The sequence below is a fragment of the Mycobacterium sp. 3519A genome (genome assembly GCF_900240945.1).
Classification (GTDB): domain Bacteria; phylum Actinomycetota; class Actinomycetes; order Mycobacteriales; family Mycobacteriaceae; genus Mycobacterium.
The window spans coordinates 2533644-2557865 of the sequence record NZ_OESG01000014.1; the positions used below are offsets into that span (position 1 = coordinate 2533644).

Sequence of the window (24222 nt, forward strand, 5' to 3'; positions counted from 1 at the left end):
TGTGACGCTAGCTTAGCTGGGAACGTCCTGTGGTCTGGCTCGCGCGCTGCTTTTCGATGAAGCCGATCGACACCCGGTTCATCAGAGTCGGTGCGAGGCGGGCGAACAGCCATTGGGCATGTGCCAGTCGAGGTTTCACCAGAATCGCTTTGTTCTTCTCGATGGCGCGCAGGGTGTCGTTCGCCAACCGGTCGGGGGCGTAGGCGGTCTTGGTGCCCTGGCCCGCAAGGAAATAGTCGCGACCGACGAACCCGCCGACCGCGCCCTTGTCCAGAATCGGGGTCTCGACGGCGGACGGGCACACCACCAGGACGCCCACCCCGCGGGAGGCCGCTTCCGAGCGCAGCGCCAACGACAGTCCGACGACGGCGTGTTTGGTGGCGACGTAACTGGTGATCTGGCCCGCCGCGGTCAGGCCCGCCATGGAGGCGGTGTTGACGATGTGGCCGTGGCCCTGTTTCACCATCAGCGGGTAGGCCGCGGCCACCCCGTGTACGACGCCGCGCAGGTTGACGTCGATGATCGCGTTCCACTGATCCAGCGTCAGCAGTTCGGTGTCGCCGCCCCACACGATGCCCGCGTTGTTGAACATCAGGTCGAGTCGGCCCGCGCGGTCGACGACCTCGTCGACGGTTCGTTGCACCGCCGCCGCGTCGGTGACGTCGAGTCGGGCTGCGGTCGCGTTGGCGCCAAGCGCAGCTGCGGTCCGGTCGGCGGCGTCGGCGTCGATGTCGGTGCAGACGACGGTGGCACCCGCACCGACGAGGGCGCGGCACAGCGCAGCCCCGATACCCGAACCCGCTCCGGTGACGATCGCCTGCCTACCCGCGAAATTCATTGGCTATCAGCCAGTTTCATGACGTGGCCGAGGATGTCCGGATAGCGTTTCAGGTGCGCGCCGCCGTTGAGGTCGAGTACCTCGCCGGTCAACCACGACGCGGCAGGCGAGCACAGGTACAGCACGGCATCGGCGATGTCCTCGGGTGTGCCTGCGCGGCCGAGCGCGGTGTTCTCCAGATATTCCTCGACGACGCCGGGCACCGCGGCGGCGGGTTCGGTCAGCGGCGTGTGGACGAAACCCGGTGCGACGGCGTTGACGCGGATTCCCTTCGGGCCCAGTTCCAGCGCGGCCACCTGGGTCAGCATCGACAACCCGGCCTTGGCCGCGCAGTAGGCGCTCATGCCCGCCGCGGGCTGACGGGCGTTGAGTGAGCTGATCGAGACAAGCGCGCCGCCGGGTCGCAGCGTGCGGCCTGCGTGCTTGGCGACGATGAACGCACCGGTGAGGCAGACGTCGACGACATCGCGGAACTGGTCGACGGGCATGTCGGTGATCAGGCCGATGTTCGAGTAGCCCGCGCAGTTGATGACGACGTCCACCTGGCCGGTCTGTTCGAACAGTCGTCGCACCGAATCCTCGTCGGTGACGTCGACTGTTGCCGCCCGCTGGCCCAGTTCGGCGGCGCGGGCATGCGCCCCGTCGGCATTGCGATCGGCGATGGTCACCCGGTCGCCGTGGGTGGCCAGTGCCTGCGCCGTCGCCCAGCCGATCCCGGAGGCGCCACCGACCACGACCGCGTTCCGCTGGTTGCCGTTGGTCATCGGAGGTTGCCCTTCGACAGTGAAGTAGAACGCGTTCTAATTTCACATTCGCGAGTCGAAAGTGCAATAGGGGCTACTCAGCCGTATGCAGCCACGGTGCGAGCCTGTCGGCGATCTGGCCGGCGAGGGGACCCAACTCCTCATCAGGCGGGAACCGAACGACAAGTTCGGAGGCGACCGGATTCGATGGATAAGTGTCGTCACCCATCAAGAGCTCAGTTGGCGCCGGCAGCATCTCCGTCACAATCAGTGACCTCTGGTGCTTGAGCAGAGCATCGATCTGCTCGAGCGCACTGAGACTTTCCAGATCCACCCCGATGCGAGTTCGTTCGCCAGGGTCGCTGACGAAGACCCATCGCGGCAGGCCGACATGCTGACGAGTGCGGCCGAGTGCCCGGAGGCGCTCCCGTAGTGGTGCGCCAGGCTCCCAGAAAGTGGAGCCGCAAAGGTCCCAGCGTGCCGGGCTCAAGACAAGGTCTCCGTCAAGCACGACACGCGGCATTGTGTTTCGGCCCCAATGCTCCCTCAAAAGTATGTCCGGGCGGCGGAACCGTTTTGGGAAGGCCAGTGGTGAAGCCATCAGAAGTGCATGCGCGACGTTGTCCCATGGCGGCGAAAACGTTCTGGTGGCGTGGTAGCACGGCCAGAGTTGACGACCATTGAAGCAACATCGGTAGCCATCAGGCCGCCGCAAGAGCTCGATGTCGCGCAATGGGATGTACTCAAGAGGCGCCGCGTCGGACGGGAAGTAGGTTGCCGCTGCTGGATCGCCCGTCCACGCTGACGTGTAGCCAGGACGGCGGACCGCGTTGTCGGCTGCGTCGGAGAGCGGGGGGACCGTGACCTCAACGAATTGCACATCTGTCAGATCCTCGATTCGGCGCAGAAAATCTCGATACGCGGCTTCACCGGGCAACGCGCCGCCCAACTCGCGCGAGCCATCTGCGAACCGCGAGTCGATTGTTCCGGCCGGCCATATCTCGACGAGAACGGGGCCATGGCCGGCCACCGAGGTGTCGGGCACCCGAAGCAGGCAATCAACAGGCCAAGTTCCGTTGTCCGTGTCGGGTGCAAATGCACCGATCAGCTCACTCGGAACGTTGATGACATCGGCGTTGGTCGGTTGAGACGCAAGGAAATTGGTGAGTTCGGCTGCTTGCGGAGTGGCGGGTGGGGAAGGGGACAGGTCATCTTCGGTGGCCGGGTCCTGCTGGTTGACAGATCTGGCCAGCATCGCTTTCAACACGTCGACGACCGTCCAACGATCTGCCGTGCCCCGGAACCCGTCGCGCCACGGCGTCGACACCGCGGCCAAAAACCGCAGTGCCGCTTGTGTTCGTTCGCGCAGGCCCACCACCATCTGCTTCGAAACGCCCGGTGAGCCATCGCGATACACGTCAACCCACCCCTTCGGCTGGGTGACCGGGTCTTCGGTCGGGGTCACCTTCCTGCCCATGTCGGCCCGACGAATCGACCTCAGCGGTGGTGCGCACCCCTGCAGGATGCCGGTGCGAAGCAGCTGACCGACGTATTCGCCGAATGACCGCCGCTCTGCTTCGTCCGTGATGTCCAGGCGCGCGAAGAGCTCGGTCAGCGTCACCGGCCGTGTGGCGGCCCGCAACAACGTGGAGAGGAATTCCGTCTCGCGGAGGACTACGCATGACGGCTCATCGAACTGATCGAGAACAAGGGCGTAGCGATGTTCTTCCTCCGTCCACGACAAAGGATTCGTCCCGACGGCGAGACGCGAGAACTCGTCGACGGTCGACGCGTGCGTGAGCATTCGTCGAACCTCGCGGACACTTTCGGTCCAGCACACTCCTGCGCCGGTTCCAACTCGGGGCGGATCTGAGCTGTCGCGTGGACGGAGTACCGCAATGTGGCTGAACCAGCCCCGAGGCGTTGAGACAACCGCCGCTCGACCGACAAGGTCCCAACAACGAACGAATCGTCGCCAACTCCTTTTATTCAGAGTGCACTCACGGGGAAGCTCGACGCAACCGAAAAGTGCGAAACCACAGAGCGACTCAGACGCAATCCGGGCCGGGATGGTGAGGAGCCGATTGCGCTCGGACTCGATGTCACGATCGAGTTCGTGGTTCATGCGAGTTGCCTCGGCGGTCAACTCGGCACACCTTTCCAGCTGTGCCGCCAAGTCTGGCTCGCCCTGGCGGCGCGCGAGGGACGCCGCGCCGTTCAGCATGCTGGCCTCGACGCTTCTGCCACCATGGAGCCGGCGGCGGATGGCCAGCACCTGTCTTCGCTCTTCGCCGCTGACGTCGTCGTTGGGCACTAGCCGTTCACCGATCGTCTCCGCCACTACCGGTCCGATCTGTCGTAACGACGATTCGACTACCTCGAGATGTCTTGCGAGGGCGAAGATCTCGGGGCTACCTCCGTCGATCCACCAGGTCGCCGGAACCCCGTTGACGCGGGCGATCAGCCAATCTTCGCCGTCAACCATCGGCCCGCTCGCGCCGCGTAGCCAGCGCCTCCGCCACCAGTCCTTGCTGTATGGAGGAGAATCCGGCACGGTTCCAATGGAAGATTGTGAAGTACGCGGCGCCCTGCCGAGGACCGATACGCGCACCGGCACATTCAAAATAGCCTGTTCTCCAACGGGCCGCCTGCTGCCGGGCGAGATCAGCGCACGCTCGCTGGAGCGCGTCGACAGTGCCAAGGCTTTGCGCTGATTCCGCCCACACCTCACGGACGAGCGCGGCTAGATCGCGGTACCCTTCGGTGTACTCCAGATCGAGAGCCAAGCGACGGCCGGTGTCTTCGAGTACCGCGTCCCATACGCCCAAATCCTCCCAACCGAGAATCGCCAAGCCCTCGAATACGGAGCGGAGCAGCCGTAGAGATCGCGACCATGCATCTGTGTCCGCCGTTTCACCGTCCGACCGTCCCAGGAACGTGCTCCAGAACAAGCTGTCGATCGTGAACAAGGCATGGACATGGTCCATGGATTGAACGCCACCGAAGAGTTGGTACTCGGGCTCGTATACCGCTGGCTTGTGGGCGCACACCAGCCCGCGCGATTGCCAAGCCGAGACCTCTTGCGCGAGGCGTTGTTCAAGGGCCGCTCGTTCTCTGGCGGCCTGAAATCGCAGCCGCAGACCGGGCGGCTTGCGCATGAAGAAAAAGTTCTCGGCGACCCCGTCTTGCAGCAGCGCATTTGCTAGCTCGGAAACGGCGGACATCAACGGTTGCATTGCCGACTGATTCACCTGGATCGAGCGCTGCACCCAGCGATGCGCATAGGCGGCCGCATCGAGCGCTTCGACGCCCCCTTGAACGAAGAGATCGGATAGTTCTTCGACGGTACGGCCGGGCGGCAGGCATGCCGCATCCCTAGTCTCGAGTCGTTGTGCGACACAGCGAATAAAGTCCGCGACGGCGATGTCCTGTGATGTGCCCATGCGTGGTCAGCGAACGGCGATGTGGTGCAGCCACTGCCGTTCGGCGCCCGTGGCTGTCAAGGCGACGGCGGCCACGCCACCGGCGCCGGTAAGTAACGACATGTCATGCCGACCGTGCTCGCGAAGCGCTGCGGCGTGGTCGATCAAATAGTCGAGCAGATGGTCGCGAAGTGCCCGAGCCGACGACACGAGGGTGAACCGCGCATACGCGTCGGCGACTGCGAGTATCCCTGCCGCGCCGTGGCATACCGCCAGGTTCTCGCCGGCGTCGCGGTCAAGGTGGAGGCTCTCGTCGAACACGGCGATGAAGCTGGTCATCGCGTCCTCCGCCAGTTCGCGTATGGCGTCGTCGGCGAGCGAGTCGGCGGCCTCCCATAGCGTCCACGAAACCCCCGGAGTGCCGTAGCACCAAGCTTGTCGTCGACGAGTTCCGAACGATTCCTGATCGAGTCCACCCACCGGCGGCCACGTGATCAGGCCGAGGTCGTCGGTGTAGGTCTGTGCGACCAGCCAGTCGCATATCCGGCGGAGGGCGGGACGTGCGCTCTCGTAACCGGATCCGCGAAGGGCATGCGCGAGTGCGCTTGCCACTCCGGCCATCCCATGGCCAAGACCCGTGTTGACGCGGCCGATATTGAACGCGCTCCTGTGATCGATCTCGGGTCCACCCCGGAAGGCTTCCAATCCCTCGGTCAGGGCCATGCTGATGAGGTGTTTTAAGGCGGGAGCGACCATGTCCGTAGGACCGCCGGGGTAGAGCCCGGCGCGTATGACGCCGGCCGGGCCGAAGAAAAGGTCGTAGTCCGGCCAGGAGACATCGTTGGTCCGCCAACGTTCGTGGGCGAGCCATTCGGGTGTCTGGGAACAGAGCGCCGAGTAGGCCGGGGCGACCGCATCCGTCAACGCCGACACCGCCCGCAGGCCGGATAGGAGACCGCCAAGCCCCCCGAACGCGCCGACGCCCCTGAAAACGGCGGGCATGTCGTTGAGCCACCGCTTCAGCGCCCGCAGGCATAAATCTTCGGCGTCGGGGGCGACGCTGAACAAGGTGGCGGCAAGTATGGCCGGCCCGGCGTCTTGTCCGCTACCACTTCTCGTCTTGATGTCGTTGACGTACTCGGTCAGCAGGTCGACTGCCAGAGCCAGCGTCCGGTCTTCACGCTCGGTCATGATTCCCACCACCGAGAGCCAAGACCCGTTGCCGAGTCTTGGCTCCTGGGACAGACAGCGCGACTAGCCCTCGGCCTTGGCGACGATGGTGGCGATCTCACGGCTGGTGAGTGCTCGGTCCACGCCGGGCAACAGCACGTTCATCATGTCTGTGGCGCGACAGTTGGTGCACCCATTCGTGTCACAGTTCGTGCAGCCGTTGGTGTCGTCCGCGGCGCGCAACGCGCCGAGGCTGCCCACCCCGAGAATCCTCACTTCCAGCGCTGCAAGGCGACGTTCCAGATCGATGTCAGCCATGATATTCCCCTCCCGATCAGAATGGCTGTTGAGTACACAGGAAACGTTTCCTGTGTGACATACAGATTAAGCCGGCGAGATGCTTTTGGCGAGTGAAATTTTGCCTTCGATTACGGGGAATGTCGAAATTGGTTTCGCAGCAGTCATATATTTCATCACTGTCGTATATCTTGGGTCATTCCGCGCGCTCTTCTATTCTGCAAACGATGGACGACATCAGGCAGTACACAGCTCCACTGCGGTGGCACGGCGGCGAGCCGCTGGTGGGTCCTCTGATGGCGATGATCGGCGATGTCGACGTGGTCGGGCTGGGAGAGCCGACGCATGGGGACAGCCAGTCTTTGCGCCTGAAACGTGCCATCGTGCGGGAGATGTCCGCCATGCCGGGCCGAATGCTCGTGGCGTGGGAGCGGGGGGTCGGCCACATCGAGCTGGTGAACCGATTCCTCGGTGAGCGTGGGGGCCTGCCTCGCGAGGAGGTACGCCTCGTGTACCCGTGGGTCTATGAGGAGGTACAGGATCTTTTCGGTTGGCTCGGTGCGGTCGCATCTGAACGCGATGTGATGCTCCGAGGCGTCGACATGGACGGTCCACCTCCAGAACGCGTCCTCGGCGAGTTGCGACGGCGCGCGGGTATGCCCCTGTCAAATGCGTTGGCGACGGTTCAAGAGCTCGCCGCAGAAAGCAAGGATCACCGTGTGAGCGCTGCTCGCTGGAGCGCGATGGCGAAGACGGTGTCCTCAGTCATGCTTCGGGAGCAGGCGATCAGCCAGGCCGACCAGCTGTTGTTTCGGACCTTCCAGCAGTGGGGCCAGTACGAACGCCTGAAGGCCATCTCGGCGACAGATCCCACGCCCTGGGAGTACCGGGATCGGTGCCTGGCTGAGAACCTCTCGGCGCAGCAGGCCATCACGAAGCCCAGTCGCGTGGCGTTCTGGGCCCATAACGGTCATGTGTCGAAGTGGTCGGCCAGGGCGGGCGGCCATCTGGCTCGAGCCCACAACTATGGCGCGATCGGTGTGGCGTTCGGCGCAGGGAGCTTCCATGCATGGGAGCCGGGGGATCGCGCCATCCACACTCGCCGGCTGCGGCCAGCGACGGCGCAGCTGCCGCCGCCCAACAGTATCGAGGCGCTGCTTCAACGGGCTGGCGTCGGGGACTGCTTCATCGACTTACGAGCGATGCGCAACGGCGAGAATCCTCTGCGTCAACCGTTGGCGATACGCGAGGTCGGCCTTGCTGCTGATACTTCACAATTCACGACACCGAAGCCCATCACAGAAATATTCGATGTCCTGGTGTGGATCCGAGAAGTAACGCCCGCCGAAATCATCCGGGATCGCGGCGCGACGTGGTAGACCGGAAAACTGAGCGTTCCCTGATTCGGAAACACCTTCGTGTGATATGTAACGCCGCATACCTGGGTCCATTCGTGACGTCACCCAGGCTTGATTTCAGCTACTTTCCTAATCTTGCTTGTCGAGCTATTGATCACACTTTTAAATTGTCGACGACAATAACCGGCAACGGCTCGGTTTCGGGATAAACGGCTGGCGGCGCATTTACTGAATATGCACGGGCCTGCACAAGCAGCAGCCCAGCGGTAGGGCAGACTTGTGGAGTGAGCGATCTGCAGATGTCCGAGTCGATTTCCGTGGCGGTGACGCCCGACGAGTTGTACGCGCTGGTGTCGGATGTGACCAGGATGGGCGAGTGGAGCCCGATCTGCCGCGCCTGCTGGTGGGACGAGGGCGACGGCCCGCGTGTCGGGGCGTGGTTCACCGGACGCAACGAACTGCCCGAGCGGACCTGGGAGACGCGCTGCCAGGTGGTGGCCGCCGAGCCCGGTCGGGAGTTCGCGTGGGAGGTCAACAACGGTTGGACACGTTGGGGTTACACGTTCGAGCCCGAGGGTGACGGTACGAAGCTGACCGAGTCGTGGGAGTTCCTGCCTGCCGGTATCGCCGGCTTCCACAAGCGTTTCGGGGCCGACGCCGACGCGGAGCTCGCGAGCCGGCGAGAAGCGGCCAGGACCGGTATCCCCGCCACGCTGGCCGCGATCAAGAAGGCCGCCGAGGCCTGAGTTCGCCGAAACGGCATTCCGGCACGCCTCTTCTCGAACTTTCCGTGCTGGAATGCCGTTTCGCCGCGATCAAGAGCGCCGGACGCAGCGGAAGCCGACGTGGCTCATGCCGGTGTCGACTGGTTGCGGCCTACGCGCGGCGGGGCGGTAGCGCAGGCAATAGTTGTCGGCGCACAGGAACGAGCCGCCCTTGACGACCCTGCGCGGGATCTGGAACTGCGGTTGGCGGGGATCGTAACTGTCTGCCTCACAACAGGAATCGGTTGACCTGGTGTCGGTGTACCAGTCGGTGGTCCACTCCCAGACGTTGCCCGCCATATCGGCCAACCCGTAACCGTTGGGCGGGAAGCTGCCGACGGGTGTGGTGCGGCCGTAGCCGCGCTCAGGCCGCCACGGGAAGTCGCCGTGCCAGTAGTTCGCCAGCGGTCGGCCGGGCTGCTCCGGCTCGTCGCCCCAGGTGTACGTGGCGCCGGCGAGACCGCCGCGGGCCGCGGTCTCCCACTCGGCCTCGGTCGGCAGTGCAAGCCCGGCCCACGCGGCGTACGCCTGCGCATCCTCGAAGGCGACATGTACGACGGGATGGTCGGCGCGCTTGTCGATCGACGAATGCGGGCCGACCGGATGCCGCCACGATGCGCCCGGTGTCCACGTCCACCACAGGTTCAGGTGCCGCAGGTCGACGGGACCGCGGGTGCGGGTGAACACCATCGAGCCCGGCTGCAGATTCGCGGCGGGCGCGCCGGGATAGTCGGCGGGGTTCAGCGGACGTTCGGCGACGGTGACATATCCAGTGGCCGTAACGAATTCGGCGAACTCGGCGTTGGTGACCTGGTGGCGTTGGATCCGGAATTCGTCGATGTGCACCTCGCGGACCGGCGCCTCCTCCGAATAGTGCGCGTCGGAACCCAGTGCGACGGTCTGCGCCGGTATCCGCACCAGATCGTCAGTCACTGAAGACCGTCGTCCAATCGTCGCGCATGCTGACCACGGTCCAGTCGTCCATCGCTGCCTGGGTCAGCGCCCTCTCAGCGCCTGCGGCGTAGTCGAACTCACGATCGGCGTCGTCGTGCAGCACCAGCAGTCGCAGGCCGCGGGTGAACTCCAGCATCTCGATGTCGCCGTTCGAGTTGCCGGCAGCCAGGATCGGCCTGCGTCCGATCCTGCTCCACAGTCGCACCGGCTTCATCGGCCCGTCGTCGAGGAATTCGGGCTGCGCGGTGGTGTACAGATCGCCGTCGCGGTAGTCCAGCCCGACCGAACTTCCCACCACCCGCTCCGGCGGAATTCCGTACAGCGCAACGGTAACCGGTCGCATGAAGTCGCGGCCGCCACCGGACACGATGTAGTTGGTGAACGCGTTGGCCTCCAGATAGCGGAGCAACTCGACCATCGGACGGTATCCGCACGACGTGTAGGGCCGCTTCAGCGTGGGGTGCGTGGCCTGTTCGAAGAAGGCGCTGACCCGGCCCGCGTGTTGTTCGACCGTGATCTCGTGATGGGCGGTGAGGATCGCTGCGACAAGGGGTTTGACGTCCGAGTCGTCGCCCTGATAGTGCTTCGTCACCGCATCGCCGAACCACCTCAGGTTGCCTTCGAATGCCGCCTTGTACGGTTGCCTGCCGCGCAGTGCCGGGTCGGCCTTGGCCTGCTCGACGAACCGGCGGATCAGGAAGTCGAGTTGGATGTACATCGGTTTCTCACACCACAGCGTGCCGTCGTTGTCGAACACCGCGATGCGTTGATGTGGCTCAACGTAATCCGGCCCGCCATGCGTGGTGATCCGGCCGACGAAGTCGACGATCGCCGACTTCGTCGCTCCCTCGTTCCACGACTCGAGCATCTAGTCCTTCGCGAGGAATTCGTGCAGTTTCTGCACTGCGTGATTGATGGTGAACGACGCCGGCTCCTGCCTCGGCGGAAACTCCTTGAACGTGTCCAGGAACTGCGTGACGATCGCGCCGGCGTAGAACGCCATATAAATGCGATCGATCATCCAGTCGTAGTACGTATTCGAAGTGATGTCGGCGCGCTCGAACGGGTCGGTGCGCAGATTGAAGATCTTCGGTGCGCGCAGCGGTGTGAACGGGTCCTGCCAGATCTGCAGCGTGCCCTCACACCGCTGCTCCATGAACACGACCTTCCAATTGTCGAACCGCAGACCGAGCACGTCGCCGTCGTCGGAGAAGTAGATGAAGCCCTTACGTGGGCTCTCGTCGACCTCGCCGGTCAGGTACGGCAGGATGTTGTAGGCGTCGAGGTGGACCTTGAAGGTCTTGTCGCCGCACTTGTGGCCCTTCTTCAGCTTCTCGATGATGTCGGGTTCTCCCGCCGCGGCAAGGAACGTCGGGAACCAGTCGTGGTGCTGGATGATTTCGTTCGACACCACGCCTGCGGGGATCTTGCCCGGCCAGCGGATCATCTCCGGAATTCGGAACGCGCCTTCCCAGTTGGTGTTCTTCTCGCTGCGGAACGGTGTGGTGGCGCCGTCCGGCCAGCTGTTGGCGTGCGGTCCGTTGTCGGTGCTGTAGATGACGATCGTGTCCTCGGCGATGCCGAGTTCGTCGAGGGTGTCCAGTAGCAGGCCGACATGCTTGTCGTGATCGATCATCGTGTCGTGGTACGGCGACTGCCAGCGGCCGGCCTGCCCCACCGACTCCGGTTTCGTGTGTGTCCGGAAGTGCATGTGCGTGGTGTTCATCCACACGAAGAACGGCGTATCCGTCGCGGCCTGGCGCCTGATGAAATCGACGCAGGCGGCGGTGGTTTCGTCGTCGATGGTTTCCATTCGCTTCCTGGTCAGCGGACCGGTGTCTTCGATGCGTTGTTTGCCGACGCGTCCCCAGCGCTCATGGGTTTCGTCGTCGTCGACATCGGTGGCCCACGAATGGATGACGCCACGCGGAAGGAAGGCGTTGCGCATCATGGGCGCCTCTTCGGCGGTGGGATAGTCGGGCTGCTCGGGCTCCTCCTCCGCGTTGAGGTGATAGAGGTTGCCGAAGAACTCGTCGAAGCCGTGCACGGTCGGCAAGTACTTGTTCAGGTCGCCAAGGTGATTCTTGCCGAACTGCCCGGTGGCGTAGCCCAACGGTTTGAGACAGTCGGCGATGGTGGCGTCCTCGGGTTGCAGTCCGGCGTCGGCGCCGGGCATGCCGACCTTCGACAGCCCAGTCCGGTACACGCTCTGCCCGGTGATGAACGCCGACCGACCTGCGGTGCAACTCTGCTCGCCGTAGGAATCGGTGAAACGCATGCCCTCGTCGGCAATCCGGTCGATGTTCGGGGTCCGGTAGCCCATCAGGCCGTCGCTGTAACAACTCAAATTGGTGATGCCGATGTCGTCGCCCCAGATGACCAGAATGTTCGGCTTTCCGTTCGGCATGGCGGGCTCCTTCACCAATTGACGTCTGTGTTGAAGCCTAGGGAGCGGCACGCGTCAAAACCGGGGGTTTGCGCAACGGACTCAACGATTCGTCAAATCGCGGACGAGCCCGGGGTACCGGCCGCGGTCGGGCCGGAAGATGTCATGCGGCGAGTCGGTGAACTCGTGCAGGTCCGCCCACGGGAACAACTGCCGGTACCGGTCCCACGCCGCATCGTCGACCAACGGGAAATCCGGGCTGCGCACCACGAGCATCGGGATCTGCAACGCCGACAGCGGCTCCCAGAACGACCGGTTCTGCGCCGCGCGGAACGTCTTGACGGCGGCGTCGTAGTCGAGCCGGTCGGAGACCGGGGTGCCGCGCCACCGGCCGTCGAGCAGTCGGTGGATGTGCGCGTCGGGCAACACGATCTCGGCAGGCACGTAGTCGCCGATCGCCAGAGAGAGCACCCGATCCGGGTTCGCCAGCGCCCACGCGACCGCATACGTGGTGCCGCGGGAGAACGTCATCACATGCACCGGCCCGTCGGTGACCGCGTCGACCACCGCGCCCACGTCGTCACGAAGCGCCGCAAGGTCGTAACCCGTTTCCGGCGCATCGCTGTAGCCGTGGCCGCGAAGCTCCACCACCACCGTGCGGCGGCCCAGCAGGTGGAGCACCTCGACGTAGTCGTCGGCGACGTCGGTCATGCCGGGCACGAAGACGATCGGCGCGCCGTGGTCGGGGCCGCCGGAGTCCAGGTAGTGAATGCGGGTGGCGCCGTTGGCGGCGAAGCGGGAGTGGGCCATCGCCGGACAACGATGCCCGCTCGATCCCGGCCCGTGTGCGGTTTCGATGCGAAGTGCCCGGGATCGGCGCACCCTGGTATCGGAAGGTGATGGCCATGTATGACAAGGATTTGAGCAACAAGTGGCGCGTCGAGATCGACTTCGACGAGGACGAGACTCACACGCATGCGACGGTGCGCGCCCGGTGCGGTGACGAGGCGGTGACCGCGCTGGGGGACGCGTTCCGCAACCCGAAGGACAGCAGCCAACCCATGATCGGCGAGGAGATCGCCGCGGCGCGCGGGCTGATCGCATTGGGCACCGAATTGCTCCAGCGGGCGTCGTTGCGGATCGAGCAGGCCACCCACCAGCCCGTGCACCTGTACCGCTGACAGGTGGCGCTGGCCGTCTGTCTACTGTTCGACCGGCGTTCCGAACGGGCCGTCCGGGGGTTGTGGGACCGGGTCGAGGAGCAGGGCGTCGGCAGTCTGCGCTCGCACACCCACGGCAGGCATGTGCCGCACGTGTCGTATGCCGTGCTGCGTGACTGGGACCTGTCCGCTGTGACGGCCGCGCTGGCTGGGCTGCGCGGCGAGGCCGTCGACCTCAGCTTCGACGGCGTCGGACTGTTCCGCCGCGGGCGCACCTGGTTGCTGGCCGGGGTGAGCGCGGACTTCGTGGCCCGCCAGCAGCGGGTTGTCGAGGCGGTCGTCGGCACCGGAGCGGAATTGCACAAGCACTACCGGCCGGGCGTGTGGCTGCCGCACTGCTCGTTGGCGCCGCGGGCAACGCTCGCTCAGTTGCCGGCGGTCGTGGCGGCGGTGATGGACGTGTTGCCGCTGCAGGCTCGGTTGGACCGCGCCGCGCTGGTGAACAGCGCAACGGGGGAGCTCAGCCGGTTGCCGAACCTGCCGTGATTGCCTGGGCAAAATTTGGCCGTTAGGAGGCGGATCTGCCGGTCGGTAGGCAATCATGCAATTGACGTGGGAGAAAACCGGGGGAAGTTCAGTTCTGCCAGCCGGGACGCCGCTCGGTGCGGGTCCTGTGGTAACGACCTGCGCCCGATAGCGCGCTTTTGTGACGTGTGCGGATGCCCGGTCACGCCGCCGACCGCGACGGGCGAGCACAAGCAGGTGACGGTGTTGTTCGCCGACGTCGTCGGATCGATGAAGCTTGCCGCGACGCTGAACGCCGAGCGACTCCAAGAGGTGATGAACGAACTGTTCAACCGCGCGGCCGCGGTGGTGCAGCGCTACCAGGGCACCGTCGACAAGTTCACCGGCGACGGGTTGATGGCTCTGTTCGGCGCTCCGGTGGCGCTGGAGGACCATGCGGTACGGGCAGGCATCGCCGCGCTGGAGATCCAATCGGTCACGAAACAACTGGCGGCCGAGGTCTTTCGTCGCGACGGCGTCGCACTCGACATTCGGATCGGATTGAACTCCGGCGACGTGGTTGTCGGCGAAATCGGTTCTGGGCCAGGTAGGTACACCGCTGTCGGGCATCCCGTCGGAATGGCGCAACGCATGGAGGCCGCCGCCCCCGTCGGCGGCGTGCTTTGCGCGCTGTCGACGGCAGAACTCGTGGCGGGCGCCGCCCAGCTGGGACCGGTGCTGCGGGTTGCGGTGAAAGGCGCGGACGAGCCCGTGCCCGCGCGAGCATTACTTGCGATCGAATCCGACCGGATGGTGTTGGGCCGCAACGAAGGTCAGCTGCTCGGTCGCGATGCCGAGTTGTCCCGCCTCGAGCACACACTGGATGCCGGAGCAGGCTGCTTCGTCGCGGTGGTCGGCGGCCCCGGGGTGGGTAAGAGCCGACTGATCAACGAGTTCACCTCGACTGCGGCCGGTCGGGGCGCCGACGTCGTCGTCGCCAGGTGCGAAGCCCACACCGCCACAGTGGCGTTCAGCGCGTTGTCGCGCCTGTTGCGCGCGATGTTCGACGTGGACCGGCTTCCCGAGGCCGAGGCACGCGCGCAGACCGTCGCCCAGTACGCGGGCATGTTGACACCAGACTCCGCCGACGCCCGAATTCTGTTCGACGCCATGCGAATCGGTGATGCCAAGGCGCCACCGCTGCAAGTCAGTGTCGACGGGCATCGGCGCCGCCTCGCGGAGATGATGACGCAGGCCGTCCGTGAACGCCCCCGCCGCACCGTGCTCATCCTCGAGGACGCCCACTGGATCGACGAGCCGACAGACGGCGTCCTTGTCGAATTCGCCACCAATATCGCCGCGACGGACTCGATCCTGATCGCGACCTACCGGTCGGAGTTCCACGGGGCGCTGAGCGCGAACGCGGATCAGATCGTTTCGCTGCAGCCGCTTTCGGAGTCGGCTTCGGTGCGCATGATCGGCCAACTGCTCGGCGACCATCCGTCAGTTGTGGGGCTTGCCGAACGTATTGCTCTTGCCGCGGCAGGAAATCCGTTCTTCATCGAGGAGATCGTCCGCGACCTCGCGGGTCGCGGTGTGTTGTCGGGCAGTCGCGGCCGGTACCGCCTGTTGGACGACGTCGACGAGATCTCAGTACCCGGCACCGTGCAGGCAGTCCTTGCCGCCCGCATCGACCGACTGCCCGGCGACGCGAAAGCCATGCTCAACGCGGCGGCGGTGATCGGCAGCCAGTTCGACCTCGAGTCGCTGCGTGTGCTGCGGCAGGAGATAAAGTCCGATCAGCTGGCCGAACTGGTGTCGGCGGAACTGATTGACCAAACCGAATTCACGCCCCGCCAACGCTTTTGCTTCAGGCATCCGTTGGTTCGCGCGGTGGCCTACGAGTCGCAGTTGGCTTCGACCAGGGTGGACGCCCACGGCAGACTGGCCGCCGCGATCGAGGCCCGCGATCCGAGCGCCGTCGAGGAGAACGCTGCGCTGATCGCCAGCCATCTCGAGGCGGCGGGGAAACTGGCCGCGGCGTACCAGTGGCACATGCGTGCCGCGGCCTGGCTTCGGCCACGTGACCTTGTCGCCGCACGCACCCAGTGGGCGCGCGCCCGACACATCGCCGATCAATTACCCGAGGACCACGACGGCGTCATCGCCATGCGGATCGCACCGCGCACCATGCTGGTGTCGACGACCTTCTTCGTCGGCGAAGCCGCCGACAGCGACGAGCGCTACCGTGAACTCCGCGACCTGACAACCCGAAGCGGTAACATGACATCGTTGGCCATCGCCACCGCCGGTCGCATCTGGTCCTATTCCGTCAACGACTATCGTGTGCCGGAAGCCGCCGCTCTCGCGTCGGAGATCGACGGGATCATCGACAGCATTCAGTGCGACGCGCAGACCAAAAGCATCATCCTGATCGCGGTGGCGTATGCCCGGTTCGCGACATGTGACTTCGACGGGGCGCTGCGGGTCATCGAGACGATACAGGCGTTGCCGCACGACCAGTTGATCGTGGAGAACTCGATATCCGATTCGCTGAAGGGCGTGATCGAGATCTGCATGGGCCACCACGAGCAGGGCAAACGAAGCCTCACGAAGGGGACCGACGAGGCGCGTGTCCTGCCGCCGGTCAATTATGCTGCGGCGCTGTCATATTGGGTCGCCCTGTTGGCGGCGGTCGGCACCTACGCGACCGAAGACTTGGTCGACGAGATGCGCAACGTCCTGCGACGCGCCGAGTCGTTCGGCGATGTCTTCGGGATCATCGCGGCACAGTGGGCATACGCCAGTGCGCTGCTCCGCTCCGGAGGCCAGTGCCGCGACGAGGCGATCGAACTACTCGAGCGCGTTCGGGCGAGTATCGCAAAGCACAAGGTGTGGCGACTCGCGCTCACCACGGTCGTACCTGACCTCGCGCTCGATGCCGCTCGCAGGGGCAAACGTGACGAGGCCATCGCGGAACTGCGCGAGTCCGTCGCGGTTCAGATGACCGGTGGTTCCCCGGTTTTCGCGGGTTGTGCGGGCGAGGCGCTGGTCGAACTGCTCGTCGACCGCGGGACCGTCGACGACCTGGCGGAGGCCAATCGCATCGTCGATCAATGGCAAACCCGTCGACCCGGTCCGCCCGCGCTGGACCTGTGGTGGTTGAAGTCGCGCGCCATCTTGGCCAGAGCCCGCGGAGACGTCGAGCGCTACGCGGAACTGGCGACGCAATACCTCGAACTCTGTCGAATGGTGGACGCCCGAGGACGATTCGCAGAGGCGCGCCGCATGGTGGACGAGATGACGCCTGCGGCCCGGGAAACGGGATGACCATGGCAACGATATTGGCGTACACCTCACCCGCACTCGGGCACCTGTTGCCGATCAGTGCGCTGCTCTCGGAACTGGCTGATCGTGGGCACCTAGTTCACGTGCGGACCCTGTCCACCGGCGTGGAGCTGGCGGAACGTCTCGGCTTCACCGCGACGCCGATCGACCAGCGGATCGAGGCCATTGGACACGACGACTTCAAGGCGAGCAATCCCCTTGCAGCGCTGAAGCTTTCTGTCGCGGTGTTCGCGAAACGGGCCGCGTACGAGGTCGACGATCTCACCGACGCCGTCGCCCGAACACAACCCGACGCCCTGCTCGTTGACGTGAACTGCTGGGGTGCACTGTCGGCGGCGGACGCTGGCCGTCTGCCGTGGGCGTGCCTGTCCCCGTACACGCCACCGCTGCGCTCACCGGGCGTGCCACCATTCGGCCTCGGTCTGAAACCCCTGCCGGGTGTGATCGGTGTGCTCAGGGACGCCGCTGTGCGGACGACGCTGCTGCGCGCCGTCGAGAACGTCATGTTGGCTCCGATTAACCGGATTCGCGCCGACGTCGGTGTGCCGACGGTGGGGTCGGTCGACGAGTTCCTGCGGCGAGCGCCGCAGATGTTCATCGCGAGCGGCAAGCCGTTTCAATACCCGCAAACGCAGTGGGGGGACTCGGTGCACATGATCGGGCCCTGCGTGCTCGAACCCGAGCCCGATACGAGCCCGGATTGGTTGACCGCGATCGACCGGCCGATCGTTCTGGTCACGACGTCATCAGAGGAGCAAGCCGACGCCGACCTCATCACCTGCGCGATCACCGCGTTGGCCGGCGAACCGGTGCATGTCGTCGCCACCGCGCCCGCCGGGCACCAGGTCGGGACGGAGGCGCCGAACGCCACGGTGTGCCGATTCGTCCCGCACGGTCTGGTGCTGGATCGTGCGGTGTGTGCGATCACGCACGGCGGCATGGGCGCCACCCAAAAGGCGTTGGCGCGAGGCGTTCCGGTGTGCGTCGTGCCGTACGGACGCGACCAGTTCGAAGTCGCCCGCCGCGCCGAGGTGGCCCGGTGTGGCACCCGGCTTCCCGCGAAGAGGCTTTCGCCGAAGCGACTGCTGGCGAAGGTGCGAGAAGCGATGACCATGACCGCGGGCGCCGAACGCGTCGCGGCCGGGTTCGAGGCCACCGGGGGAGTGGCACACGGTGCGGACCTGTTCGAACAGCGCACCCTCGAACTCAGTTCGAGCTGAGGGTCCCTACGCGGGCACCGGTTCCGGCGTGGCGCCCTTCATCTGGTGGAACAGGTCGACGTAGTACGGCAGGCACTCGGCCATCGCCTGGTCCGTCGTGAACAGTGGCCGGTAGCCGAGATCGCGTTGCGCCTTGGCGATCGAGAAGTAGTTGTCGAGGTAAAGCCGCTCCACCCCAAGGGGTTCCAGCAAGGGCTTGGGCAGGCCCAACCGGAAGTGGAACCACTGCCACACCAGCATCACGGCCTTGACCAGCCGCCCGGGCACCCAGATCTTCGGCCACGGCTGACCGCATGCCTCGACCACCGGTTGGGAGAACTCGAACATGTTGATCGGTTCACCGTCGTTGATGAAGTACGCCTGCCCGGGTGCCGTTCCGCCAGGCACCAGATGCTGGGCAGCCAGGATGAATCCGTGAATGAGGTTGTGCACATAGGAATTGTCGAGCTTGACCTTCTTGTTGCCGACCAGCACCTTGACGTGGCCGGCGAGCACGTTCTCGAACACCTTGCGGAACATGGTCTGATCACCGCGCCCCCAAATGCCGCTGGGCCGGATGGAACAGGTCAGCAAACCGCCAATCCCGTTCTGCGCCAACACGAACTGCTCGGCGACGACCTTGGTCTCGGTGTACAGGTCGTTGAAACGTTGCGTGTAGGACAGGGTTTCGTCGCCGCCCGCGATCCGCTGACCACCCATCACCACACTGTTGGATGCGGTGTAGACGAACCGCTGCACCCCGGCGGCCTGCGCGGCGTGCACCAGGTTCTTGGTGCCGTCGACGTTGATCGCGAAGCTGCGCTTGCGGTACTCGTCGGTGACCGACGCGCCGCCCATCAGGTCGATGATCGCCGCGGTGTGGAAGATCGTGTCGACGCCGTCGACGGCGGCCGACACGGTCTGCGGATCGCAGATGTCCCCCTCGATCACCTCCAGCCGCGGATGCGCAGGCAGCGCGGATGCGGCCCGGTCGAAGGAGCGGACGTGATGCCCGCGGTCGAGCAGTGCGGTCACCAGGTTGGCGCCGACAAAGCCGGAGCCCCCGGTGACCAGCACACGACCCAAGTCGGTCAGCGTTGCGTCACCCATGCCCGAGAGCATAAATGAAACGTGTTACAGTTTCGAGCCCCTAGCCGGAAACTCGTTACAGAATCAAGCGTCCTCGTCTTCTTTTGCGGCCAGTGCGTCCTCGACGCGCTTACGCGCACCAGCTAAGTGCTCTTCGCAGCGTTTAGCCAGCTCCTCGCCACGTTCCCAGAGCTTCAGCGATGACTCCAGGTCGAGCCCGCCCTGCTCGAGCTGCTGGACGACGGCCACCAACTCGTCGCGGGCCTCTTCGTACCCCAGTTGACTAATAGGCTTCATTCACTGCCCCTCGCTGCCCTCGCTGATGGCGATCACGGCGCCGTCGGTGACCCGCACCCGCAACCGGGTGCCCGCAGGCGCGTCGGCCGTCGTGCGCAGGATCGTGCCCGCCGCTGTCTGCACGACGGCATAGCCGCGGTCCAGGGTGGCCGCCGGACCCAGTGTGGTCAGCCTGGCCGACAAGTGGCCCACCCGGTCGGATTCCGCGGCCACCAACCGGGTGATGTCACGACGGACGCAGGCGCGGGCCCGCTGGATCTCGTCGGACCGCGCGGTGAGCGCGGCGAGCGGTTGGGCCAGCACCGGTCTGCTGCGCAGTTGCGACACCGCGTGCTCCTCACGGTGCACCCAGTTGCGCAGGGCCCGCGCGCTGCGCCTGCGCAGATCGCCGACCAGCGCCCGCTCGGCGGCGGCGTCGGGCACGATTCGCTTCGCCGCGTCGGTCGGGGTGGCCGCGCGCACGTCGGCGACCAGATCGCAGAGCGGATTGTCGGGTTCGTGGCCGATCGCGCTGACCACCGGCGTCGTGCATTGCGCGATCTCCCGGCACAACGTCTCGTCGGAGAACGGCAGCAGGTCCTCGACGCTGCCGCCGCCGCGCGCGATGACGATGACGTCGACGTCGGGATCGTTGTCCAGGTCGCGCAGCGCCTCGACCACCTGTGGCACCGTGTTGGGGCCCTGCACCACGGTGTTGCGGACGGCGAATCGCACACCCGGCCACCGGTCGGTCGCGCAGGTGACCACGTCGCGCTCGGCGTGGCTGGCCCGTCCGGTGATCAGGCCGACGGTGCGCGGCAGAAACGGCAGCGGTCGCTTCAGCCGCGGATCGAAAAGCCCCTCGGCGTCCAGCAGCCGACGCAGTCGCTCGATCCGGGCCAGCAACTCACCGAGGCCGACCGCCCTGATCTCGCTGATGCGCAGGCTGAAGGAGCCGTTGCGGGTGTAGAACTGCGGCTTGCCGCACATGATCACCTGGGTGCCCTCCGCCAGCGGCACAGGCGCGTTGGCCACCAGATCGCGCGCGCAGCTGACCGTCAGCGACATGTCGGCGGCAGGGTCGCGCAGCACCATCCACGCCGTCGTCTGGCGCAGCTTCAGTTCGGTCAGCTGGCCTTCGATCCACACCACGCCGAGCCGGTCGATGTACTTCGCGATCCGGGTGGCGACCGCGCGCACCGGCCAGGGGTTATCGGGGGACTTGCCCGGCTCGGGTTCCGTCACTTCGCGGTCGCGCGGGTGATCCTGTTGGCCAGCAGGGTCAAAAACGGCGCCCGGGACTTGGTGGCGTTCTCGTAGTCCAGCAGGGCCTCCAGATCGGCGACGCGCAGCGACGACAACCGCGCCCGCAGCTGGGCCAGCGTCAGCGACTCGTAGTCCAGTTCGGTCACGATCTCGGGTGGATCGGCGTCTGCGGAGGTCGCCGAGGAGGCGGGCTTGGGCTCACCGTTCTCCGGCTCGCCGCTGGTGAACAGGGCGAAGCGGCCTTCGGTCAGCCGTTCGCCGTCGGTGCCCGGCTTGGCAGGCTGGTCGTCTTCGAGGTCCTCGTCGAAGGTCGCCCACTCGGGCTGCTCGTCCTTGGGCGGGAACAACGAGTCCAGCGCCTCGTCGCCCTTGTTGACCAGGTCGGCCACGTCCTGCTGCATCTTCATCACGAAGTGGGCAACCTGGCTCGCGACGGTCATCGGGTACATCAGGATGGTCTGCGGAAGCTTGCGGGTTTCCTCGATGGCGGTGACCGCCGCCCCTACCAGCAGACGGACCCCATACGGTGCAGTTGCCATGGCGTCCAGACTACGGGCGATCGTCTGGCTGGCCCCGCGAGGTGCGGGATCAGTACCCTGGAAAACATGCCGCCGACAATAAACATGGGGATTCCGGGTGCCTCCAGCTCGGCGACCGGCGCCCTCACCGGTAAACGGGTGCTGCTGGCCGAGCCGCGCGGGTACTGCGCGGGGGTGGACCGGGCGGTCGAGACGGTGGAGCGCGCGCTGGAGAAGCACGGCGCCCCGGTCTACGTACGTCACGAGATCGTGCACAACCGTCACGTGGTGGACACCCTGGCCAAGGCCGGTGCGGTGTTCGTCGACGAAACCGACGAGGTGCCCGAGGGCGCCATCGTGGTGTTTTCCGCTCACGGCGTCGCGCCGACCGTGCACGAGACGGCGGCCGCGCGTGAACTGAAGGTGATCGACGCGACCTGCCCGCTGGTCACCAAGGTGCACAACGAGGCCAAGCGGTTCGCCCGCGACGACTACGACATCCTGCTGATCGGCCATGAGGGCCACGAGGAGGTCATCGGCACCGCGGGCGAGGCGCCCGACCACGTGCAACTCGTGGACGGCCCTGACGCCGTCGACGACGTCACGGTGCGCGACGAGAACAAGGTGATCTGGCTGTCCCAGACCACGCTGTCGGTGGACGAGACGATGGAAACCGTGCAGCGGTTGCGGCAGCGGTTCCCGAAGCTGCAGGACCCCCCGAGCGACGACATCTGCTACGCCACGCAGAACCGTCAGGTCGCCGTCAAGGCGATGGCCCCGGAGTGCCAGCTGGTGATCGTCGTCGGATCGCGCAACTCGTCGAACTCGGTGCGGCTGGTCGAGGTGGCGCTTGGCGCCGGTTCAGACGCCGCGCATCTGGTCGACTACGCCGACGACATCGACCCGGCCTGGCTCGAGGGAGTCACGACCGTCGGCGTCACGTCCGGCGCATCGGTGCCCGAGGTGCTGGTGCGCGGGGTGCTCGAGCGGCTGGCCGAATACGGCTACGACATCGTGCAACCGGTGACCACCGCCAACGAGACGTTGGTGTTCGCGTTGCCGCGGGAGATTCGCCCGGCGCGCACGTAATGCGCTCGCTGGCAGCGCTTTTCACGATTGTCGTGCTGCTGCTTGCCGGCTGCGGCGACGACGCGGCGGACCGGTTGAATGCCACCGTGCACACCTTCGCCGACGCGCTGAGCAAGGGTGATGCCGCGGCGGCTGCCGCGGTGACCGGCGATTCGGGCCAGGCCTCCGACACGCTCGGCAAGCTGTTCGACAGCCTCGGCCGCAACGTTCACTTCGACGTGTCGACTGTCGACCGCAAGGACAACGACGCGACGTTCAGCCTCGCCGCCACATGGAAATTCGGCAAAGACGGCCGCAACCAGTGGACCTACACCACCACTGGCAGCGCGAACCAGAGCGGCGATCAATGGAAGATCCAGTGGAACCCGGCCACCGTCGCGCCCGGCCTCGGCACCGGCCCGCTGTCGTACAGCACGCTGAGCCCCGACCCGGCCGCCAGGGTGCTGGACCGCACCGGCGCGGAACTGCTCACCCAGCAGGTCGTCACGTTGGTGAACGTGTCGCCCGGTGCGGACGTGAATGCCGTTGCGGCGCTGCTGAATCCGATCGACTCGAGCATCACCGGCCAGTCGCTGCAGGCACAGCTCGACGGCGCCAACGGTCAGCCGGTCACCGCCGTCACGTTGCGTGCCGAGGATGTGGCCCCGATCCAGGATGCGTTGTCGGCGTTGCCGAATGTGACGCTGGCGCCGCAGACGCGACTGCTCACCGCGGACAAGGCGTTGACGTCGCCGACGCTGTCGGGGCTGTCCGAGGAGTGGCAGCACGCGACCGACGACGCATCCGGCTTCGCGGTCAGCGCGCAGACCGCCACCGGCAGTCAGCAAGTAGGCGGGCAGCAGCCCAAGCCTGTCGCCGACATTCGCAGCACGCTGGACATTCCGATGTCGCGTGCGGCCGAGGACGCGCTTGCCCCGATCCCGACGCCCGCCGCGATGGTGGTGATGCAACCGTCGACAGGTGACGTGCTGGCAATCGGCCAGAACCCGGCCGCCGACGCCGAGGGCCCGATCGCGCTGACCGGCCTGTACCCGCCGGGTTCGACGTTCAAGACGGTGACGGTCTCCGCCGCGCTGCAGGCGGGCCAGGTGACCCCGGACAGCATCGTCGGATGCCCGGGCACGGAGAACATCGAAGGCCGCCAGATCCCCAACGACGACAACTTCGACCTCGGGCAGGTGCCGCTGCACACCGCGTTCGCCCGGTCCTGCAACACCACAATGGGCAGGCTGGCGGTCAATCTGCCGCCCGACGGCCTCACCAAGGCCGCCGCCCAACTCGGCCTCGGCATCGACTACACCGCACCGGGGATGACCACCGTCACCGGCAAGGTTCCGGTCGCCGACACGTCTGCGCTGCGCGTCGAAGAGGGCATCGGTCAAGGCCAGGTCACCGCGTCGCCGTTCGGGATGGCGTTATTGGCCGCCGCGCTTGCGCATGGTTCGGTGCCCGCGCCGACGATCGTGACCGGACAGCCCGGTAAGCCCGATCGCACACCCGATCCGCTGACCGCCAGTGTCGCCGATCAAGTGAAATCGATGATGCGCGAAACGATTACGGACGGCACCGCCACGCAGCTGCAGGACATTCCCGGCATGCTCGGCAAGACCGGCACCGCCGAGTACATCGACAACACGCACGCGCACGGGTGGTTCGTCGGCATCGACGGCGACCTCGCGCTGGCGGTCTTCATCAGCGACGCCGGCAGTTCCAGCCCGGCCGTCGACGCGGCAGGGCGATTCCTGCGCACGCTGCACGGTTGAGTTTCCTTTCAATTCAAACCTGGCTACCAGCCTCGTCTTTGCGGTTAATATCCCCTTGAGGTTCAGGGGGGAGGCCGA

The 24222-nt window shown here is 65.8% G+C and carries 22 protein-coding genes; 8 read left to right on the forward strand and 14 right to left on the reverse strand.

What is annotated here, in order from left to right:
- Positions 1 to 7: 7 nt before the first annotated feature.
- The 6 genes from C1A30_RS33490 to C1A30_RS33520 all read right to left on the reverse strand — a co-directional run bounded on the left by C1A30_RS33490 (position 8) and on the right by C1A30_RS33520 (position 6491).
- Positions 8 to 838, reverse strand: a complete 831-nt coding sequence (locus C1A30_RS33490) for an SDR family oxidoreductase (RefSeq protein ID WP_101952479.1) — start codon at positions 836 to 838, stop codon at positions 8 to 10.
- Positions 835 to 1602 carry an SDR family NAD(P)-dependent oxidoreductase gene (locus C1A30_RS33495; protein WP_101952480.1) on the reverse strand — a complete coding sequence of 256 codons (768 nt, stop codon included), beginning with the start codon at positions 1600 to 1602 and terminating at the stop codon, positions 835 to 837. Before C1A30_RS33495 ends, C1A30_RS33490 begins: the two co-directional genes overlap by 4 nt.
- 73 nt (positions 1603 to 1675) lie before the next feature.
- Positions 1676 to 4066: a lantibiotic dehydratase gene (locus tag C1A30_RS33500; protein WP_142392703.1), complete on the reverse strand. Its 2391-nt coding sequence runs from the start codon at positions 4064 to 4066 to the stop codon at positions 1676 to 1678.
- Positions 4059 to 5024, reverse strand: coding sequence for a thiopeptide-type bacteriocin biosynthesis protein (locus C1A30_RS33510; protein WP_101952483.1), 966 nt, complete (start codon positions 5022 to 5024; stop codon positions 4059 to 4061). The genes C1A30_RS33500 and C1A30_RS33510 overlap by 8 nt, the downstream gene beginning before the upstream one ends.
- Before the next feature lie 6 nt (positions 5025 to 5030).
- Positions 5031 to 6194: a lanthionine synthetase LanC family protein gene (locus tag C1A30_RS33515; protein WP_142392704.1), complete on the reverse strand. Its 1164-nt coding sequence runs from the start codon at positions 6192 to 6194 to the stop codon at positions 5031 to 5033.
- 63 nt (positions 6195 to 6257) lie between these two features.
- A complete protein-coding gene (locus tag C1A30_RS33520; protein ID WP_101952485.1) occupies positions 6258 to 6491 on the reverse strand; it encodes a hypothetical protein in 234 nt (77 codons plus the stop codon).
- A 206-nt stretch (positions 6492 to 6697) separates the two neighbouring features.
- Here C1A30_RS33520 and C1A30_RS33525 point away from each other — a divergent pair, with 206 nt between their 5' ends.
- Both C1A30_RS33525 and C1A30_RS33530 read left to right on the forward strand, forming a co-directional pair.
- Positions 6698 to 7849 carry an erythromycin esterase family protein gene (locus C1A30_RS33525; RefSeq protein WP_160112821.1) on the forward strand — a complete coding sequence of 384 codons (1152 nt, stop codon included), beginning with the start codon at positions 6698 to 6700 and terminating at the stop codon, positions 7847 to 7849.
- 278 nt (positions 7850 to 8127) lie between these two features.
- Complete coding sequence (locus C1A30_RS33530) at positions 8128 to 8574, forward strand: SRPBCC family protein (RefSeq protein ID WP_200828586.1); 447 nt, start codon at positions 8128 to 8130, stop codon at positions 8572 to 8574.
- Positions 8575 to 8643: 69 nt separating this feature from the next.
- Here the strand turns inward: C1A30_RS33530 and C1A30_RS33535 are convergent, their stop codons facing one another.
- The 4 genes from C1A30_RS33535 to C1A30_RS33550 all read right to left on the reverse strand — a co-directional run bounded on the left by C1A30_RS33535 (position 8644) and on the right by C1A30_RS33550 (position 12742).
- Entirely contained in the window at positions 8644 to 9525 is an 882-nt protein-coding gene (locus tag C1A30_RS33535; protein WP_101952488.1) for a formylglycine-generating enzyme family protein, read from the reverse strand.
- A complete protein-coding gene (locus tag C1A30_RS33540; protein WP_101952489.1) occupies positions 9518 to 10414 on the reverse strand; it encodes an HAD family phosphatase in 897 nt (298 codons plus the stop codon). Before C1A30_RS33540 ends, C1A30_RS33535 begins: the two co-directional genes overlap by 8 nt.
- Positions 10415 to 11953 carry an arylsulfatase gene (locus C1A30_RS33545; protein WP_101952490.1) on the reverse strand — a complete coding sequence of 513 codons (1539 nt, stop codon included), beginning with the start codon at positions 11951 to 11953 and terminating at the stop codon, positions 10415 to 10417.
- 81 nt (positions 11954 to 12034) lie between these two features.
- Positions 12035 to 12742: an alpha/beta fold hydrolase gene (locus tag C1A30_RS33550; protein WP_101952491.1), complete on the reverse strand. Its 708-nt coding sequence runs from the start codon at positions 12740 to 12742 to the stop codon at positions 12035 to 12037.
- 95 nt (positions 12743 to 12837) lie between these two features.
- Between C1A30_RS33550 and C1A30_RS33555 the strand changes: the two genes are divergently transcribed.
- The 4 genes from C1A30_RS33555 to C1A30_RS33570 all read left to right on the forward strand — a co-directional run bounded on the left by C1A30_RS33555 (position 12838) and on the right by C1A30_RS33570 (position 18164).
- Complete coding sequence (locus C1A30_RS33555) at positions 12838 to 13113, forward strand: DUF1876 domain-containing protein (protein WP_101953073.1); 276 nt, start codon at positions 12838 to 12840, stop codon at positions 13111 to 13113.
- Positions 13114 to 13116: 3 nt separating this feature from the next.
- The gene (locus C1A30_RS33560) at positions 13117 to 13638 is read left to right on the forward strand and encodes a 2'-5' RNA ligase family protein (protein WP_101952492.1); all 522 of its coding nucleotides are present in this window, start codon (positions 13117 to 13119) and stop codon (positions 13636 to 13638) included.
- A 165-nt stretch (positions 13639 to 13803) separates the two neighbouring features.
- Positions 13804 to 16926, forward strand: a complete 3123-nt coding sequence (locus C1A30_RS33565; RefSeq protein WP_235010322.1) for an adenylate/guanylate cyclase domain-containing protein — start codon at positions 13804 to 13806, stop codon at positions 16924 to 16926.
- A gap of 2 nt (positions 16927 to 16928) precedes the next feature.
- A complete protein-coding gene (locus C1A30_RS33570; protein ID WP_101952494.1) occupies positions 16929 to 18164 on the forward strand; it encodes a glycosyltransferase in 1236 nt (411 codons plus the stop codon).
- 6 nt (positions 18165 to 18170) lie between these two features.
- Here the strand turns inward: C1A30_RS33570 and C1A30_RS33575 are convergent, their stop codons facing one another.
- The 4 genes from C1A30_RS33575 to C1A30_RS33590 are packed head-to-tail and all read right to left on the reverse strand — an operon-like array spanning position 18171 to position 21313.
- A complete protein-coding gene (locus C1A30_RS33575; protein WP_200828498.1) occupies positions 18171 to 19265 on the reverse strand; it encodes an NAD-dependent epimerase/dehydratase family protein in 1095 nt (364 codons plus the stop codon).
- A gap of 51 nt (positions 19266 to 19316) precedes the next feature.
- Positions 19317 to 19529, reverse strand: coding sequence for an exodeoxyribonuclease VII small subunit (locus C1A30_RS33580; RefSeq protein ID WP_101952495.1), 213 nt, complete (start codon positions 19527 to 19529; stop codon positions 19317 to 19319).
- Positions 19530 to 20753 (reverse strand): exodeoxyribonuclease VII large subunit, encoded by a 1224-nt coding sequence (gene xseA / locus C1A30_RS33585; RefSeq protein ID WP_101952496.1) that lies wholly within the window; start codon positions 20751 to 20753, stop codon positions 19530 to 19532.
- The gene (locus C1A30_RS33590) at positions 20750 to 21313 is read right to left on the reverse strand and encodes a lipid droplet-associated protein (RefSeq protein WP_101952497.1); all 564 of its coding nucleotides are present in this window, start codon (positions 21311 to 21313) and stop codon (positions 20750 to 20752) included. Before C1A30_RS33590 ends, xseA begins: the two co-directional genes overlap by 4 nt.
- Positions 21314 to 21379: 66 nt before the next feature.
- On the opposite strand from C1A30_RS33590, the gene C1A30_RS33595 reads away from it, so the two are divergent.
- Together C1A30_RS33595 and C1A30_RS33600 are read left to right on the forward strand one after the other, a co-directional pair.
- Positions 21380 to 22381 (forward strand): 4-hydroxy-3-methylbut-2-enyl diphosphate reductase, encoded by a 1002-nt coding sequence (locus C1A30_RS33595; protein ID WP_101952498.1) that lies wholly within the window; start codon positions 21380 to 21382, stop codon positions 22379 to 22381.
- Positions 22381 to 24144 (forward strand): penicillin-binding transpeptidase domain-containing protein, encoded by a 1764-nt coding sequence (locus C1A30_RS33600; protein WP_101952499.1) that lies wholly within the window; start codon positions 22381 to 22383, stop codon positions 24142 to 24144. The genes C1A30_RS33595 and C1A30_RS33600 overlap by 1 nt, the downstream gene beginning before the upstream one ends.
- Positions 24145 to 24222: the final 78 nt, after the last annotated feature.

Excerpts from the sequence above, each read along its gene's own strand:
- C1A30_RS33595 (WP_101952498.1), top strand. The coding sequence starts at position 21,380 with ATGCCGCCGACAATAAACATGGGGATTCCGGGTGCCTCCAGCTCGGCG.
- C1A30_RS33540 (WP_101952489.1), bottom strand. The coding sequence starts at position 10,414 with ATGCTCGAGTCGTGGAACGAGGGAGCGACGAAGTCGGCGATCGTCGAC.
- C1A30_RS33550 (WP_101952491.1), bottom strand. The coding sequence starts at position 12,742 with ATGGCCCACTCCCGCTTCGCCGCCAACGGCGCCACCCGCATTCACTAC.
- C1A30_RS33590 (WP_101952497.1), bottom strand. The coding sequence starts at position 21,313 with ATGGCAACTGCACCGTATGGGGTCCGTCTGCTGGTAGGGGCGGCGGTC.
- C1A30_RS33600 (WP_101952499.1), top strand. The coding sequence starts at position 22,381 with ATGCGCTCGCTGGCAGCGCTTTTCACGATTGTCGTGCTGCTGCTTGCC.
- C1A30_RS33515 (WP_142392704.1), bottom strand. The coding sequence starts at position 6,194 with ATGACCGAGCGTGAAGACCGGACGCTGGCTCTGGCAGTCGACCTGCTG.
- C1A30_RS33490 (WP_101952479.1), bottom strand. The coding sequence starts at position 838 with ATGAATTTCGCGGGTAGGCAGGCGATCGTCACCGGAGCGGGTTCGGGT.
- C1A30_RS33580 (WP_101952495.1), bottom strand. The coding sequence starts at position 19,529 with ATGAAGCCTATTAGTCAACTGGGGTACGAAGAGGCCCGCGACGAGTTG.
- C1A30_RS33495 (WP_101952480.1), bottom strand. The coding sequence starts at position 1,602 with ATGACCAACGGCAACCAGCGGAACGCGGTCGTGGTCGGTGGCGCCTCC.
- C1A30_RS33510 (WP_101952483.1), bottom strand. The coding sequence starts at position 5,024 with ATGGGCACATCACAGGACATCGCCGTCGCGGACTTTATTCGCTGTGTC.
- C1A30_RS33530 (WP_200828586.1), top strand. The coding sequence starts at position 8,128 with ATGTCCGAGTCGATTTCCGTGGCGGTGACGCCCGACGAGTTGTACGCG.
- C1A30_RS33525 (WP_160112821.1), top strand. The coding sequence starts at position 6,698 with ATGGACGACATCAGGCAGTACACAGCTCCACTGCGGTGGCACGGCGGC.
- C1A30_RS33575 (WP_200828498.1), bottom strand. The coding sequence starts at position 19,265 with ATGCTCTCGGGCATGGGTGACGCAACGCTGACCGACTTGGGTCGTGTG.
- C1A30_RS33570 (WP_101952494.1), top strand. The coding sequence starts at position 16,929 with ATGGCAACGATATTGGCGTACACCTCACCCGCACTCGGGCACCTGTTG.
- C1A30_RS33500 (WP_142392703.1), bottom strand. The coding sequence starts at position 4,066 with ATGGTTGACGGCGAAGATTGGCTGATCGCCCGCGTCAACGGGGTTCCG.
- C1A30_RS33520 (WP_101952485.1), bottom strand. The coding sequence starts at position 6,491 with ATGGCTGACATCGATCTGGAACGTCGCCTTGCAGCGCTGGAAGTGAGG.
- C1A30_RS33545 (WP_101952490.1), bottom strand. The coding sequence starts at position 11,953 with ATGCCGAACGGAAAGCCGAACATTCTGGTCATCTGGGGCGACGACATC.
- C1A30_RS33555 (WP_101953073.1), top strand. The coding sequence starts at position 12,838 with ATGTATGACAAGGATTTGAGCAACAAGTGGCGCGTCGAGATCGACTTC.